Origin of the sequence: Lujinxingia vulgaris (genome assembly GCF_007997005.1) — a bacterium.
Taxonomy (GTDB): domain Bacteria; phylum Myxococcota_A; class Bradymonadia; order Bradymonadales; family Bradymonadaceae; genus Lujinxingia.
This window is the reverse complement of sequence record NZ_VOSL01000011.1, coordinates 16,798-31,977: the sequence shown is the minus strand read 5'-3', so window position 1 is coordinate 31,977 and position 15,180 is coordinate 16,798. Positions and strand designations below refer to the sequence as shown.

General features: G+C 64.7%; 11 protein-coding genes and 4 tRNA genes. 4 read left to right on the top strand and 11 right to left on the bottom strand.

Annotated elements, in window-relative coordinates; genetic code table 11:
* Positions 1-17: 17 nt before the first annotated feature.
* Both FRC96_RS02120 and pilB read right to left on the bottom strand, forming a co-directional pair.
* On the bottom strand, positions 18-1,145 hold the full coding sequence (locus FRC96_RS02120; RefSeq protein WP_115603758.1) for a type IV pilus twitching motility protein PilT: 1,128 nt from the start codon (positions 1,143-1,145) through the stop codon (positions 18-20).
* Between the two features lie 69 nt (positions 1,146-1,214).
* Positions 1,215-2,924, bottom strand: coding sequence for a type IV-A pilus assembly ATPase PilB (gene pilB, locus FRC96_RS02115; protein ID WP_146972384.1), 1,710 nt, complete (start codon positions 2,922-2,924; stop codon positions 1,215-1,217).
* 323 nt (positions 2,925-3,247) lie between these two features.
* Here pilB and FRC96_RS02110 point away from each other — a divergent pair, with 323 nt between their 5' ends.
* Positions 3,248-4,225 (top strand): ABC transporter ATP-binding protein, encoded by a 978-nt coding sequence (locus FRC96_RS02110; protein WP_230469782.1) that lies wholly within the window; start codon positions 3,248-3,250, stop codon positions 4,223-4,225.
* On the top strand, positions 4,222-5,091 hold the full coding sequence (locus FRC96_RS02105) for an ABC transporter permease (protein WP_146972383.1): 870 nt from the start codon (positions 4,222-4,224) through the stop codon (positions 5,089-5,091). The genes FRC96_RS02110 and FRC96_RS02105 overlap by 4 nt, the downstream gene beginning before the upstream one ends.
* A gap of 61 nt (positions 5,092-5,152) precedes the next feature.
* On the opposite strand, the gene FRC96_RS02100 is transcribed toward FRC96_RS02105, so the two are convergent.
* From FRC96_RS02100 to FRC96_RS02060, 9 genes are all read right to left on the bottom strand, one after another.
* A tRNA-Met gene (locus FRC96_RS02100) sits at positions 5,153-5,226 on the bottom strand.
* A gap of 48 nt (positions 5,227-5,274) precedes the next feature.
* A tRNA-Met gene (locus FRC96_RS02095) sits at positions 5,275-5,348 on the bottom strand.
* A 43-nt stretch (positions 5,349-5,391) separates the two neighbouring features.
* Positions 5,392-5,465: transfer RNA gene (locus FRC96_RS02090), tRNA-Met, on the bottom strand.
* 42 nt (positions 5,466-5,507) lie between these two features.
* Positions 5,508-5,581: transfer RNA gene (locus FRC96_RS02085), tRNA-Met, on the bottom strand.
* A 104-nt stretch (positions 5,582-5,685) separates the two neighbouring features.
* Positions 5,686-6,537 carry a pseudouridine synthase gene (locus FRC96_RS02080; RefSeq protein ID WP_146972382.1) on the bottom strand — a complete coding sequence of 284 codons (852 nt, stop codon included), beginning with the start codon at positions 6,535-6,537 and terminating at the stop codon, positions 5,686-5,688.
* 85 nt (positions 6,538-6,622) lie between these two features.
* Positions 6,623-7,261, bottom strand: coding sequence for an SMC-Scp complex subunit ScpB (gene scpB / locus FRC96_RS02075; RefSeq protein WP_146972381.1), 639 nt, complete (start codon positions 7,259-7,261; stop codon positions 6,623-6,625).
* A complete protein-coding gene (locus FRC96_RS02070) occupies positions 7,258-8,091 on the bottom strand; it encodes a segregation and condensation protein A (protein WP_146972380.1) in 834 nt (277 codons plus the stop codon). The genes scpB and FRC96_RS02070 overlap by 4 nt, the downstream gene beginning before the upstream one ends.
* Positions 8,092-8,106: 15 nt before the next feature.
* A complete protein-coding gene (gene xerD, locus FRC96_RS02065; protein ID WP_146972379.1) occupies positions 8,107-9,030 on the bottom strand; it encodes a site-specific tyrosine recombinase XerD in 924 nt (307 codons plus the stop codon).
* Positions 9,031-9,157: 127 nt separating this feature from the next.
* On the bottom strand, positions 9,158-11,923 hold the full coding sequence (locus FRC96_RS02060; protein WP_146972378.1) for an ACT domain-containing protein: 2,766 nt from the start codon (positions 11,921-11,923) through the stop codon (positions 9,158-9,160).
* A 118-nt stretch (positions 11,924-12,041) separates the two neighbouring features.
* Here FRC96_RS02060 and truD point away from each other — a divergent pair, with 118 nt between their 5' ends.
* Positions 12,042-13,157 (top strand): tRNA pseudouridine(13) synthase TruD, encoded by a 1,116-nt coding sequence (gene truD / locus FRC96_RS02055; protein ID WP_146972377.1) that lies wholly within the window; start codon positions 12,042-12,044, stop codon positions 13,155-13,157.
* Positions 13,158-13,219: 62 nt separating this feature from the next.
* Entirely contained in the window at positions 13,220-14,977 is a 1,758-nt protein-coding gene (locus FRC96_RS02050; RefSeq protein WP_146972376.1) for a hypothetical protein, read from the top strand.
* Positions 14,978-15,180: the final 203 nt, after the last annotated feature.

Here is a 15,180-nt window from a genome sequence, read left to right as displayed (position 1 = left end):
GAGGCAGCACGGCTCGCTCAGGTGTATCGGATCGAAGAGCTGCGGTTACGGGGGCCGGAGCCGCCGCCGGAGTTCCCGGCGCCGCCCTGCTCAAGCATGGTACGGAGTTCTTCGGGGTCGTTGGATCGTGCCAGACCGTCTTCAACTGTGATTTGTCGATCGCGGATAAGCAAGAAAAGAGACTGATTCATCGTCTGCATGAAGCTTCGCGACTGACCGACCTGCATCGAGCTGTAGATCTGGTGGATCTTATCCTCGCGGATCAGGTTGCGGATCGCCGGCGTGGGCACGAGCACCTCGGTGGCCAGCGCGCGGCCGCGGCCGGAGGCGTGCGGGATCAGCTGCTGGCTGATGACGCCTTCGAGCACAAAGGAGAGCTGGGCGCGGATCTGCGACTGCTGGTGCGAGGGGAAGACGTCGATGATGCGGTTGATCGTCTGCACACAGCCGTTGGTGTGCAGGGTGCCCAGCGCCAGGTGGCCGGTCTCACTGATGGTCAGCGCGGCCTCGATCGTCTCCAGGTCACGAAGCTCACCGATGAGCACGACGTCGGGGTCCTGACGAAGGACGTAGCGAAGCGCGCTCTTAAAGCCGCCGGTGTCCGCGCCGACCTCGCGCTGGTTGACCAGGCAGTTTTTATGGGGGTGCAGATACTCGATCGGATCTTCGATCGTGAGGATGTGCAGGCGCTTCTCGACGTTGATCTTGTCGATGAGGGCGGCCAGCGAGGTGGACTTACCGCTGCCGGTCGGGCCGGTCACCAGCACCAGTCCGCGGGGCTTCTCGGCAAACGAGCCGATGACCGGGGGCAGGCCAAGCTGCTGAAAGCTCAGGATCTCAAAGGGGATCTTACGAAAGACGCCGGCGACCGCGCCGCGTTGCATAAAGATGTTGCCACGGAAGCGGCTCAGGCCCTTGACGCCAAAGGAGAGATCGAGCTCGTTGTCGGTCTCAAAGCCCTGCTTCTGCTTGTCGGTGAGCACGCTGTAGCAGAGCTGGCGCGTCTCAGTCGGCGAGAGCTTGGAGGTTTTGAGCGGCACGAGCGAGCCGTCGATGCGAAGCTGCGGAGGGGCTCCGACGGTGATGTGAAGATCGCTGGCGTTCTTGTCGACCATGATCTTCAGGAGCTGGTGCAGGTTGGCCATAGCGCTCTCAGGACGAGGGGTAGAGGAAGAACAGCGTAAACGTATCGACGGTGCGGTCGGCGTGCGGGATCAACGGTCCGGGGCGCTGTTGCGCACGACCTCTTCGGGGGTTGTGACGCCCTCGAACATCTTGATGATGCCGGCGCGACGCAGGGTGTTCATGCCCAGACGGATGGCCTCGGCCTTGAGCTCGGCGGTGGAGTAGCCCTGCAGGATGTAGTCCTTGATGGCGTCGTTCATACCCAGGACCTCGTAGAGCGCGACACGGCCGCGGTAGCCCGTATCGCCGCAGGAGGAGCAGCCGGCGCCGTGGTAAACCGGGCGGTCGAGCCACTCTTCGGGGACCTCCATCTCGACCAGTGTCTCGCGCGGGACGTTGTAGACTTCTTTGCAGTCCGAGCAGATGCGGCGCGCCAGTCGCTGGGCGACGACGACGTTGAGCGAGGCGGTGACCAGGAAGGGCTCAATGCCCATGTTGAGCAGACGGCTGATGGTGCTGGGCGCGTCGTTGGTGTGCAGGGTGCTCAACACCATGTGGCCGGTGAGCGCCGCCTTAATGGCGATCTCGGCCGTCTCGAAGTCGCGAATCTCGCCGACCATGATGATGTCGGGGTCCTGACGCAAAAAGGAGCGCAGGGCGGCGGCGAAGTTCAGGCCAATCGATTCGTGCATCTGGCACTGGTTGATGCCAGCGAGGTTGAACTCGACGGGGTCTTCGGCCGTGGAGATATTTTCGCTGACTTTGTTGAGGTCGCTGAGCGCCGAATACAGCGTGGTGGTCTTACCGGAACCGGTGGGGCCGGTGACCAGGCACATGCCGTAGGGGCGGTGAATGGAGTCGAGGAAGACCTTCAGGGCCTTCTCGTCGAAGCCCAGCTTGGTCATGTCGAGCTGCAGGTTGGACTGGTCGAGCAGTCGCATAACGACTTTTTCGCCGAAGAGGGTCGGCAAGACGCTGACGCGGAAGTCCATCTCTTTGTTGCGGCCCATCTTGAGCTTGATACGGCCGTCCTGGGGAAGTCGCCGCTCGGCGATGTCCAGGTTGCTCATGATCTTGAGACGGGAGGTGATAGCGTTTTTGAGCTTAAGCGGCGGACGCATCACCTCGGAGAGCACGCCGTCGACGCGGAAGCGCACGCGGAACTCTTTCTCGTAGGGCTCGATGTGAATGTCGCTGGCGCCGCGTTTGATAGCGTCGACCAGGATGTGGTTGACCAGTCGAATGACCGGGGCGTCTTCGCTGGCGCGGGCCAGGTCGTTGACGTCGGCGGCGTCTTCTTCTTCGACGTAATCGACATCGTCGAGATCGAGCTCGCCGAGGATGGCGTCGTAGTCGACGCCGGCGCTCTCTTCGCCGCCGTAATAGGTGTAGATGGCCTGCTCAATGGCCGATTCGCTGGCGACGACCACCTCGATGTTGTAGCCGGTCATGAACTTCAGATCGTCGATGGCGTAGATGTTCGACGGATCGGCCATCGCGACCACAAGCGTGGCGCCGCTGCGGTTGATGGGCAGACACTGGTGGCGTACCGCGACCTCTTTGCGGATGAGCTGGATGATGTTCTCGGGGACTTCGATGTCCGCCAGGCTCACCGAGGGCACGCCAAAGTGGCGGCTCAAAAATGAGGTCAGCTCGCCCTCTTCCACAAATCCCAGGCGGGTGAGCTCATATCCCAGGCGGCTGCCGTCGCGTTTGGAGCGGTCCTGGGCCTGCTTGAGTTGGGCTGGCGAGACGAGGTTCTCGCGGACGAGCAGCTCTCCGATACGTTCTTTGGACATGTGTGTTTGCCGTGCAGAGGGGAATCTACCACCATCGGGGGGCGACCTGAGCTGGTCACCGGACGATCGGCTGGGGGAAGACCCGGGTATGAGGTCAAGCGATTGTCGTACGCCTGGTTGTCGGACGCAAATTCTTTCCGGGAGGGTACCAAGCCCGACAAAATACTGTCAATTTGGCCAGCGCGCTTGCGTGGGAGGTGATTGTGATCACGATCCGAGCGCGCGGCGAGCCGCGTGTTTTGTACCTCAGAGCGGCTTGTTTTGAGTTTCGATGATGCGGTTGTGGGATCGGCGCGATCCTTGACCCGAACGATGGTGACGCAGTGAGCGATGGTGAACAAGGGATGGAGGCGGTGGTTGAGCTCAAGGGGCTGACCAAACGCTATGGTGAGTTACGTGCGGTGGATGATGTGACCTTGAGGATTGAGCCCGGGGAGATCTTCGCGTTGCTCGGGCCCAACGGGGCGGGCAAGACGACGATGATCGGGTGCATCACCGGGCTGATCACCGGGTTTGAGGGGCAGGTGAAGGTGGCCGGGCTCGATGTCGTCGATCACTACCGGGTGACACGCCGGATGGTGGGGCTTGTGCCCCAGGAGCTCAACTGGGACGCCTTCTTCTCGGTGCGGCAGGTGCTGGAGTTTCAGGCGGGGTATTTCGGGGTGAAGCCCACGCGCGATGAGATCGACGCGCTGCTCGACCAGTTTTCACTTCTGGAGAAGGCCGACGCGAACACCCGCTGGCTCTCCGGCGGGATGAAGCGCCGGCTGATGATCTGCAAGGCGTTGATGCATGACCCGGTGGTGCTCTTTCTGGATGAGCCGACCGCCGGCGTGGACGTGGAGCTGCGCGATGAGCTCTGGGGTTATGTGGAGGCGTTGCGGGCGCGGGGCACCACCATCGTGCTCACGACGCATTATCTGGAGGAGGCCGAGAAGTTGGCCGACCGCGTGGGGATCATTAATCGGGGGAGGTTGCTGCGCGTCGATGATCGCGAGGCGTTGATGGAGGAGTTTGGCAGACGTCATGTGGAGGTGCGGCTGCGCGAGACGCCGTCTGCGCAGGTGATTGAGGCGCTGGGGCAGCATGAGGTGGAGGTGCAGGGGCGCACGCTCAAGCTGAACTACACCCGGGCTGGCGGGGACGAGGAGGGTGGCGAGGAAGTGGACTACCTGCTGAAGACGCTGGTGGGCGCCGGCGCGTCGATTGTGTCGGTGGAAGGGGGGCGAAGCTCGCTGGAGTCGATCTTCCGGGAGGTGTTGCATGAGGACGCCGACGCGTCGTCGAAGGGGGCGTCATGAGTGTGAGCGACGAGCGCGACGTGAAGGCGCCCGAGGGCGGGCGTGAGGCGGCGCGGCAGGCGGCGCTGGAGAAGATCGCGCGTAGTAGGGATGTGGCCCAGGAGCGCCAGCTCCTCGGGGCGTGGACGCTCTTTTATAAGGAGATTCTTCGCTTCTGGACGATCGCCGGCCAGACCGTGATAAGCCCGGTGATCACGATGATGCTCTACTTTCTGGTCTTCGGCTATTCGCTGGGGGATCGGCTCCAGGAGATCCGCGGGGTGCCCTACGTGGACTTTCTGGTGCCGGGCCTTGTGATGCTGGCGCTGATCACCAATTCGTACATCAACTCGGCGTTCTCGCTCTTTATCACCAAGGTGCACGGCACGATCGTGGACCTTTTGGTGACGCCGCTGACCTACGTGCAGTTTCTGGGCGCGTATGTGGCCGCGGCGGTGGTGCGGGCGATGTTGATCGGCTCGATCATCTGGATCGTGGCCTGGCTGATGGGAGCCTCACCTTTTTATTCGGTGCCGGTGGCGCTGATCTTTATGGCGCTGACCTCGATGGCCTTTGCGTTCATCGGGGTGGTGGTGGCGATCCTGGGCGAGGATTTTGATCATATTAACCTGCTCCCCAACTTCCTGATCACGCCGCTGACCTTTCTGGGCGGGGTGTTTTATTCGATCGAGATGTTGCCGGCGCCCTGGGATACCGTCTCGCTTTTTAACCCGGTGCTCTACATGGTCAACGGGGTGCGTTACGGGATGGTGGGCGTCTCGGATGTGCCGGTGTGGCAGGGGGCGGTGATGTTGCTTGTGCTCAACGCGATCTTTGGCGGTGTGGCGTTGTGGTTGCTCAAGACGGGTAAGAAGTTGCGAGATTAAGCCAGGAAGGGGGGCAAGAACGCGAAAAGCGCGTCTCGATTGAGACGCGCTTTTCGTTGAGTAGCGGGGACAGGATTCGAACCTGTGACCTTCGGGTTATGAGCCCGACGAGCTACCTGGCTGCTCCACCCCGCATCACGATCAGCACGTTAAAACTCTACGTGCCAATCTGGTTGTAACAAGTAGCGGGGACAGGATTCGAACCTGTGACCTTCGGGTTATGAGCCCGACGAGCTACCTGGCTGCTCCACCCCGCATCAAGGCTGGCAATGATGCGTTTGCCAGACCTGGTGTTTCGAGTAGCGGGGACAGGATTCGAACCTGTGACCTTCGGGTTATGAGCCCGACGAGCTACCTGGCTGCTCCACCCCGCATCAAAGTCGACGCCCCACAAGGGTCGACCATCAAATTGTAAGTAGCGGGGACAGGATTCGAACCTGTGACCTTCGGGTTATGAGCCCGACGAGCTACCTGGCTGCTCCACCCCGCATCAAGGCTGTCTGACGTCGACGGCCACTGCGTTCCAGGGAGGCGGAACCTAAGGGAGGAGCCGGGAGGTGTCAAGCAGCATTGTGAAAGAAAGATGCGAGAGGCTTATTTGGAGCGGTTTTTGCGCTTTTTGGCGCGGTGATCGGGGAGATCACCGCGCTCAATGGCCTCGCGCTCGCGTTTCTGGGCGCGTTTGGAGGGCTGCGCCCGCTCGGGGATCGTGGCTTCAACTTCGCCGTAGAGGTCGAGGACCTCGGCGTGGGTCAGTGAGCGGAAGGTGCCCGAGGCGATGCCGTCGATGGTGAGCGGCCCGATGGAGATGCGGCGCAGCTTCATGACGGGGCGCTCGATGGCCTCCAACATGCGGCGAATCTGGCGGTTTTTGCCCTCGCGGATCACGATCTCCAGCCAGGTGTTGCGTCCGTTATCCCGAATCAGGCGGACCTGGGCCGGGGCGGTGACCTCGCCCTCGCCGATCTCCACGCCGGTGCGCAGCGTCTCAAGTTCGGGGCTGCTATCGGTGAGCAGGCCGCGGACTTTGACGGCGTAGGTCTTGGCGACCTCGTGGGAGGGGTGGGTCAGGAGGTTGGTGAGCTTGCCGTCGTTGGTCAACAGCAGCAGGCCCTCGCTGTCCCAGTCCAGCCGACCCACCGGCCAGACGCGCGGCATGGAGGCGGGCAAAAGGTCGACGACGACCGGGCGGCCCTCCGGGTCGGTGAGCGAGGTGATGTAGTTGGCGGGCTTATTGAGCAAGACGTAGATGTAGCTCTCGGGCAGGCGCACCACCGAGCCCTGAAACTCCACGGTGTCGCGGGAGGGGTCGACCTGGGTGCCGAGCTCTTTGCAGACCTTGCCGTTGATCTTGATGTGGCCGGCGAGCATATGCTCTTCGGCTTTGCGCCGTGAGCAGACACCGGCTTTGGACAAAAACTTCTGGACGCGCATTTCTTGGGCCATAATCAGGTATTCCGGGTCAGGCAGATCGCAAAGGATCGGGGGTGAGGCGACGGGCTCAGGCGGGCCAACTGGAGAGCGGGCCGGGCTATTCCTGATCGTCAGAAGGGGAAGCGAGCTCGTTGGGGGCGTCGTCGATCGCGACGTCCGCCTCGGGATGATCGAGCTGGTTGTGCATCTCAATAAGGGCCTGAAGTTCGCTGGCTTCCAGGGTGGGAAGCTCGCCGATGCTCTCCAGGCCGAAAAAGTCTAAGAAGCGGGGGGTGGTGCCGTAGAGGTTGGGTTTTCCGATGTCATCGAGGCGTCCGACGACTTCGATAAGTTGAACTTCCTGCAGGGTCTGGAGGACGCCGGAGGAGTTGACGCCGCGGATCTCGTCGATCTCGGCGCGGGTCAGGGGCTGGCGGTAGGCGATGATGGCCAGGGCCTCCATCGCCGCGCGGGAGATGCGCACTGGCCGAGTCTCAAAAAGTTTGCGAATGGCCTGGCCGATCTCGGGATCGGGGTTGGTGCGCAGCTGGTATCCGCCGGACATGCGCACCAGGTGGATGCCGCGGTGGGGGCCTGCGTATTCGAGCTCCAGCGCCCGCAGCACTTTGTGCAGCGCTTCGGCCGAAGCGGTGGGCAGCGCGTCGCGGAAGCGGTCGAGCGAGAGGGGCTCTTCTGCGGCGAGCAGCAGGGCTTCGACCCGGGCCCGGGTGGTCTGTTCGTCGAGGATCTCGGTCATGGTGTGCTGTCGTAAAACTCAAGGGTCTGGCTGACTTCGACGATGTCGATGACGGCGCGCTCGATGATGAGGGTGTCGGGTCCGCCCAGGCGAGATTGGAAGAGCTTGATCATGCGCAGCTTCGTCATCTCGAGGAGGGCCAGGAAGGTGGTGACGACGCGGTGGCGGGTCAGGCGACCTTCGCTAAAGAGGGACTCAAAGGAGATGCGGGGCTCATCGCGCAGGATCGAGGAGATCTCGAGCACCATGCCGCGCAGGGTGAGCTTTTCGCGGGTGATCTCGTAGGCCCAGGTGGGCTCTTCGCGTTGCTTTTCGATGACGCGGCGCAGGGCATCGACGAGATCGGAGATGTCGGCCTCGCGCAACTTCGGGGGGCCGACCTGCTCGCGCTCCTCGCGGGCTTTGGGGGCGGCCAAAAAGAAGTCACGCTCAAGCTGGGGGCGATCGTCGAGCTGCTCGGCGGCCCACTTAAAGACCTGGTACTCGATGAGGCGGCGGACCAGCTCTTCGCGGGGGTCGGGACCGAGCTCGTCATCGTCTTCTTCGGGATCGGGCGGAAGGAGCGTGCGCGACTTGATGTAGACCAGGGTGGCGGCCATCTCCAGCCACTCGCCGCCGACGGTCAGATCGAGGGCCTGAAGCTGGTCGAGGTAGCGGAGGTACTCGGCGGTGATCAGGGCGATGGGGATGTCGAAGATGTCGACTTCGTGCTCGCGGATCAGGTCGAGGAGAAGATCCATCGGGCCCTGATAGCTCGGCAGATCGAGGCGGAGCTCAGGGGGGACCTGGGCGTTGTCTGCGGCGCGTGGGCCGCCGGGGGCGCTCTTCATGGCGTGTGTGGCGAGTCAGGCTCGCGGGTGGTGGTCGTCGTAGAGGCGTTTGAGGCGCTCACGGGCCACGTGGGTGTAGATCTGGGTGGTGTTGATATCGGCGTGACCGAGCAGGGCCTGCACGATGCGCAGGTCGGCTCCGCGTTCCAGCAGGTGGGTGGCGAAGCTGTGGCGCAGCTTATGCGGGCTGATGGGTTTGTCGATGCCGGCGAGCTCGGCGTAGCGTTTGATGTTTTTCCAGAAAGCCTGGCGGGTCATCGCGCCGCCGCGGCGGGTGACAAAGAGCGCCGGTGAGGCGCCGGGTCCGCCGGCGTTGGCCAGAAGTTGGCCACGCGCCTGGTCCTCATACTCAGCGAGCGCTTCGATTGCAACCTCGCCAAGGGGCACGACGCGTTGTTTGGAGCCTTTGCCGATCACGCGCACGTAGCCCGCGTTGAGGTCGACCTCGCGGATGAGCAGGGTGACAAGCTCGGTGACGCGCAGGCCGGTGGCGTAGAGGACCTCGAGCATGGCCCAGTCGCGCAGGCCCTCGGGGGTGGAGCGGTCGGGGGCGTTTAGCAGCGACTCCACCTCATCGAGGGTGAGCACGGTGGGCACGCGGGTGCCGTAGCTGGGGGCGTCGACGTGGGCGGTGGGGTCGCGCTCGAGCTTCTGGTTGCGGCGCAAGAACTTAAAAAGGCCGCGCACGCTGGAGAGTTTTCGGGAGATCGTGCGCGTCTTGACCGATTCGCCAAGCTGGTGGGCGAGGAAGGCGCTGATGTCGGCGTCGCTGATCGCCTCGATGTCGGGGCTGGGGCGGGGGGCGTCGCTCTCGGCGTCGGTGAGAAAGTCGACAAACTGGCTTAAGTCGTTGCTGTAGGCCAGGATCGTGTTTTCGGCGAGGTTACGCTCGACTTTGAGATGGAAGAGGTAGCTGTCGATCGCTTCGTCGAGCTTCATGGGGCCTCCGTAAACCAAAGGAGTGCGGGCGGTGCGTGGGGCAAGGGCGCCGGGCGCAGGCTAAGCGGGCAGCCGCCACAGGGCAAGGCCGGCAACCGGTGAGCATAAAAAGGTTGGCGCGCTTGCTTTAGTTCTCGGGCAGGCGACTTAAGGCGTCTTCGATCGCGGCGACGACCTCGTCGCAGCGCTCGGCGGAGAGTTGTCCGCCGTGGGCCTCTTCGACGTAGAAGTTGTCGATGGCCTGGCTGCCCAGGGAGTCGATGCGGCTGACGCGGGTCTCGACACCTGCCTCCCAGAGCGCGCGGGTGATCTGGTAGAGCAGGCCCAGGCGGTCGGGGGCGCGGACCTCAATCACAGTGAAGAGCTCGCTGGCGTGTTCGACGACGCGCACCTCGGTGGGGACCTGGGGGATGGGGCGGGGGGTGAGGCGGCGCTCGTCGAAGCGCTGCTGGAGGAGCTCGTCGACGTCGAGGCGCTCTTCGAGCACGTCGATGATGCGGGAGGTGATCTTCTCGAGGCGGCGCGGATCGTCGACGGCGCGGGGCTCGGAGACGGGCAGGGCGGCCGGGTTGAAGTGGGCGATGTGGAAGATGTCGAGCGTGCGGCCGCTGGCGGTGGAGACGATGTCGGCGGCCATGATGTTGACGCCGGCGCTGGAGAGGGCGCCGGCGATGCGGGCCAGGGTGCCGGGGGTGTCGACGGTGGAGACGATGATCTCGGTGATGCCGCGCTCCGGGAGCGGTGCGAGCTCGACGGCGACGCCCTGGATGCGGGTCTCCACGTCGTTGCGACGCGCGCGGGTGTAGGCGGCGAGCTGGCGGGCCAGGGCGTCGGGCTCGGCGTGCAGAAGATGCTCCTGGGGAAGATCGTTGAGGAAGGTGTCGAGGTCGACGGCCTCCATCGGGCAGTCGCTTAAGTCCTGGATGCGGCGCTCCAGGCGCTGGCGGATGCGACGAAGTCCGCGCGGATCGGCGCGGTGGCGCTCGTCGCCCTGCTCAAGCGCCTCACGCAGGCGGCGGTAGAGCTCCATGAGCAGGGTGGCGTTCCAGTCGTTCATCACGTCGGGGGCGACGGTGGACATGTCGCAGAAGGTCAGGGCGGTGAGCAGGTTGAGGGTGGCCACATCGCCCAGGCGCTCGGCGATCTCATCGACGACGTGGGGGTCGGAGAGGTCGCGGCGGCGGGAGGTCAGGCTAAGGGTGAGGTGCTCGCGGACGAGCATCGCCAGAAGATCGACCTGGGCGGCGTCCAGCCCGAGCCTGGGGCCAATGGCTTCCATCAACACGGCGCCTTTGCGGCTGTGATCGCCGCCGCGGTTTTTGCCGATGTCGTGAAAGAGGCAGGCCAGCAAGAAGACCTCCGCGTCGGTGATGCTGGAGGCGACGTAGCGAAAAAAGGGCCAGCGGCCGGCGGCGCCCGGCGCGCCGTTGAGGAGCTCGCGGCCGAGCTCCAGGCATTTCAGCGAGTGAACGTCGGTGGTGTAGACGTGGTAGACGTCGTGCTGGACGTGGCAGACCAGCGGGTCGAATTCGGGCACGGTGCGAGTGAGGATGCCCAGATCCAGCAGGCGTTGGGAGGTGCGTGAGGAGGTGGTTGGCGAGGTGAGCAGCGCGCGCAGGCGGTGGGAGCGCGCCGGTGAGCTCTCATCGCCCAGGGGCCAGGTGCCCACGGCGGCTTCCATGGCGGACTCCAGGCGCGGATCGAGCAGAGCGTCGTGGGTGCTGGCGAGGCTGAGGGCTTCAAAGACCTCATCGGCGCTCAAGGTGTCATGACGATGTGCGGGAAGTTGAATGACATCGCCCATCAGCTCGAAGCTGCCCAGGACGCGGGCTGGCCCCGGGGGGCTTGAGGCCGACCAGCGGCGCAACATGCGCTCGCAGGCGACGCTGACGGCGCGGGCCTGCCAGTAATACGCTCGCATCAGCGATTCGACCTGGGGGTTGAGGCGCTGGCGATCGTGCTCGTCGGTGGGGCGGTAATGTTCGGCGATGGCGTCGGGGTCGACGGTCTCCAGGCGCTCGGGGGATTGCAGGCGAAGTTCGTCCAGGCGCACCAGCAGTTCTTGATCGCTGAAGGTGAGGCGGTCGGTTTTGCGGCCGTGGATCAGGTGCAGGGCGTTGCGCACGCCGAGGATGGCGTCGAGGCGGTCGATGTAGCGCAGGCGTTGCTCTTCGGTCCAGCCGACCTCGTCGCGGGTCTGGGTGCGGGCGTCGATCTGCCATCGGCAGCGCGCCGCCCAGCCAATGCAGTTGAGATCGCGCATGCCGCCCTCGCCGTTTTTGACGTCGGGCTCCAGCAGGTAGACGGTCTGTCCGTGGCGGGCCACGCGCTGGCGGTGGCCTTCGAAGAGTTGCTCGACGAAGGTGGCGCCTTCGTCGTCGCCGCGCAGATGTTCGATGGCGGCGTTGCGATCGGCGGCGCGAGAGGCCGGGCCGGCCAGGGGGCGAAGATCGATAAGCGCGATGGCCGTGCGGGGATCTTCGGCGAGGGCCTCCGGGGTCTGCGCCGGGGTGCGTACGGCGTGGCTCAGGCGCAGGCGGGGGGCGCGTGACCAGGCCATCAGTCGCTCGACGGCAAGGGAGAGCTCCTCGCGTTCCAGCCAGGCCTCGTCATTGAGGGCGATGAGCACGTCGATGTCGCTGTGAAAGGCGAGCTCGTCGCGGCCGTAGCCGCCGGTGGCGTGAAGGGAGGCGGCGGTGCGAAGTTCTTCGCCCAGGGCTTGCTCCCAGAGGGTTTTGAGCCAGCGGTCGGTGACGGCGCGAAGGCGCGCGGCGATCTCCAGGCCGCCGGCGCCCATGACGATGGCGCGGGCGATGGTGTGGCGCGCGGCGATGAGCTCGTCGTTGGCGCGTGTGACCGCCTCGGGTATGGCCAGGGGGCTGGAGTGCTTCACAAAGGGGGCTCCGAGAGAGGGGGCGGGCCAGTGGGGCTGGTCGGCGTTGGCGGGTCAGTGTTAAAGGTGCGCGGCGTCAACGCCCGTCCCTTAGTATGCTACGCACGCAGGAGAGAAGATGTCTTCGACCGCCTCACAACCCACCCCAATCGCCTGTCCGCGGCTCTGCGCCGACCTCCCCGGGCTCGCCGGCACGCTTAAGGCCAGCGCTGAGGACTTTGTGGTCGAGGAGATCGCTGCGTATGCGGCGAGCGGTCAGGGCGATCATCTCTTCTTGTGGGTCGAGAAACGCGAGCTCGATGGGGCGCGTCTGCTGCGTACGATCGCCTCGCATTTTGGCATAGACGAAGCGGAGGTGGCCAGCGCGGGCACCAAGGATCGGGTGGCGGTGACCCGCCAGTGGCTCTCGGTGCCGGCCAACGTGCTGAGCGGTCGGGAGCCCTCGGAGGTGGTCGGCGAGGTGAGCGCTGAGGTTCGCATTCTGGAGGCCGCGCGGCACACCAACAAGCTTCGCACCGGGCACCTTTCGGGCAATCGTTTTGAGCTGCGCGTGCGGGATCTCGAACCTCTGGACGACGGGGATGATGCCGATGTTGCGGCGCGCATCGCTTCCATTGAGGCGCGCCTAAAGGCGCTGGGTGTGCCGAACTTCTACGGATCGCAGCGCTTCGGGCGTCAGGGGCAGAACCTCTTTCGGGGGCTGCGCTGGCTGCAAGGGGGCCGCGCGCCGAAGGGGCGCTTCCAGCGCAAGATGGCGGTGAGCGCGGTGCAGAGTGAGATCTTCAACCGTGTGCTCGCCAGGCGGCTCGACGAGGGGAGCTGGCGACGGGCGCTCGACGGCGATGTGTTTGAGAAGCTCGATAGCGGCGGGCGCTTCTGGGTGGGGGCCGACGAGCTGGAGGAGGTGCAGGCGCGCATCGACGCCGGCGAGCTTGTGATCACCGGACCGATGCCCGGGTATAAAGAGGGGGTGGCCGCAGCGGAGGCCGGACGCATCGAGCAGGAGGTGCTCTCGGAGCTGGGGCTTGAGGTGGAGATGTTTCGCACCGCCGGGAAGATGGGGCGCGGCGCCCGTCGCGCGCTCACCCTGCCGATGCCCGCGCTGGAGGTGGCGATGGAAGACGCGCAGTGCGCGCGTATCGCCTTTGAACTCCCGGCCGGCTCCTACGCTACGGTGGTGATGCGCGAGTTCCTCGGGAGAGAGGACTTGGACGAGGCGGACCCCGTGTTATGATGCGCCCGATGAGAGCGCGCTCTACGCGCCCGCCCAGGCGATGACAGACGACGAGGCAAGCGGTGATCCGAAGAGAACTTCAGGCGCTTTCGAGCCCACAATTTCAACACCTCGCTGCGCAATGCGGTCTGGAGCTCAGCGAGGTCGACTTCTCGCAGCTCTCCCGGCGCAAGTTGCTCGCCCCTTTTGAGGCGGTGGGGGGGTACACGCGGCTGCATCTCTTTGTGCTGGCGCAGTACCTGGAGGCGGTGCGCCCGGTGCGCCACCCCTGGGGATCGCGCGCGGCCGAGCGCACCCTCGATGAGGTCGCGGAGCTGGGGCGCGAGCTGGAGGCGATCTTCGAGGGGTTGATCGAGGGGCGTCTGGGCGAAGATCTACTCTCGCGGGCCGATAAGGTCTTTCGCGATCTGGAGCGCTTCCTGGCCAGCTGCGATCCCTTCGGGCCGCTGGGCGATGTGATCGATCTTCTGAACCCTGATTTTGTGGGGAGGCTGCGCAACCAGGGCCGCCTCTACACCGAGCTTCGGGGGGCGTCGCGGGCGCTGGCCGAGGCGCTTCAGGGCGGGGAGAGCAAGGCGGAGCGCGAGCCGATGACCCGGCCGATGTTCCAGTTGGATGTGGAGGCTGCGGCACGGCCGGCCCCGGTCGATGATCTGCGCTCCACTCAGGTCATCGATGAGGTGATGGAGACCTCCCCGGGAGCGCGCGAGGCGATCGACGAGGTGCTCAGCGCGGCCTCGGAGGTCTCGGATCACTCCGGTCACGAGGATGACGACGACTTTGGCGAGGCCACCCAAATCCTGAAGGCCCCGAACTCGTTTCAGGAGGATGATCTGCGCTCGACGCAGGTCATTGAGGTCTCCCTCGATGATATTGACGTGCTTGAGGAGGACTCCGAGCCCTCGTCAGCGAGTGAGGTCAGTGACGTCAGTGAGGTCAGTGAGGCGGACGAGGTCGATGGCGAGCTGGCTGAGCCGAGCTCCGATCCGATCTTGCTGACCGAAGAGAAGTCCGCACCGGAAGAGGCCGCCGGGCCTGCCCGGGCGTTTCGGCGAGCCTCACAGCCGACCGAGCGCACCCGCGATCTTAATGAGCGTCTGGCGCGTCTGCGCAGTGATTTGAGCGAGGCCGAGGAGACCCCGCCGCCGGCGGTGGAGGATGGGGATGGCGCCAACGCCGGCGAGGAGACGACCGCCCCCACCGATGATCTGGCCGCGCGGATTGCGATCCTCAATGAGCAGCGCGAGCGCTATATCAAAGAGCAGGCCTGGGAGGAGCTCGCCGCGCTTTACGAGGACGGCATCGAGCTCTTCTCGGCACCGAACGAGCGCCAGCAGGTCTTTCTGGTGCTGGCGATGCTCTATGAGGTGAAGCTGCGCCAGAAGGAGGAAGCCTTTGACGCGTTTGCCCGGGCGTTCGCCGAGCGCCGCGCTGAGGCGGGGCGCGCCAAGGCCCTGGAGGGGTTGCAGCGGTTGGGGCGGGCGGCCAGCCTGCACCAGCGCTATGTGGAGTGGATTCAGACCCAGCTCTCCACGCCGCTCGACGATTCGGAGCGCGAAGGGCTGCAAAAAGAGCTGGCGCTGGCGCTCTTTTCGGACCGCCAGTATCAGAAAGCCTTCCTGTGCTACGCCTCCTTCCTTGCCGACGATCCGGAGCGCAACATCAACCCGGGCAACCTCGCGCAGCTCAGCCGCCTGGGAGAGTACGTGGAGAGCGAGGAGGTCGCGGCGTTTTACCAGGATCTTCTGGAGCAGAAGCTCAGCGCGCCGGTGGCCGGGTTGTTGCGCGAGCATCAGCAGGCGGCGCTCAAGGCGGAATAAGCGCGACGAAGGGTTTGCCGAAGGGTTCGCCATCCTCCCGGAATGATGGCGCTTTTCGGGTGCGGGGGGGCTATGATAACAATTCGATACTTGACATAGTGTTCTGAGGTCTTTCTTTGCGCCAATGGTTCAAAGCGCAGGAAGGAACCCACGTGGTGTCATGTTATCGACATGCGGGCGCGACGGTGCGCCCTGCACAGCGC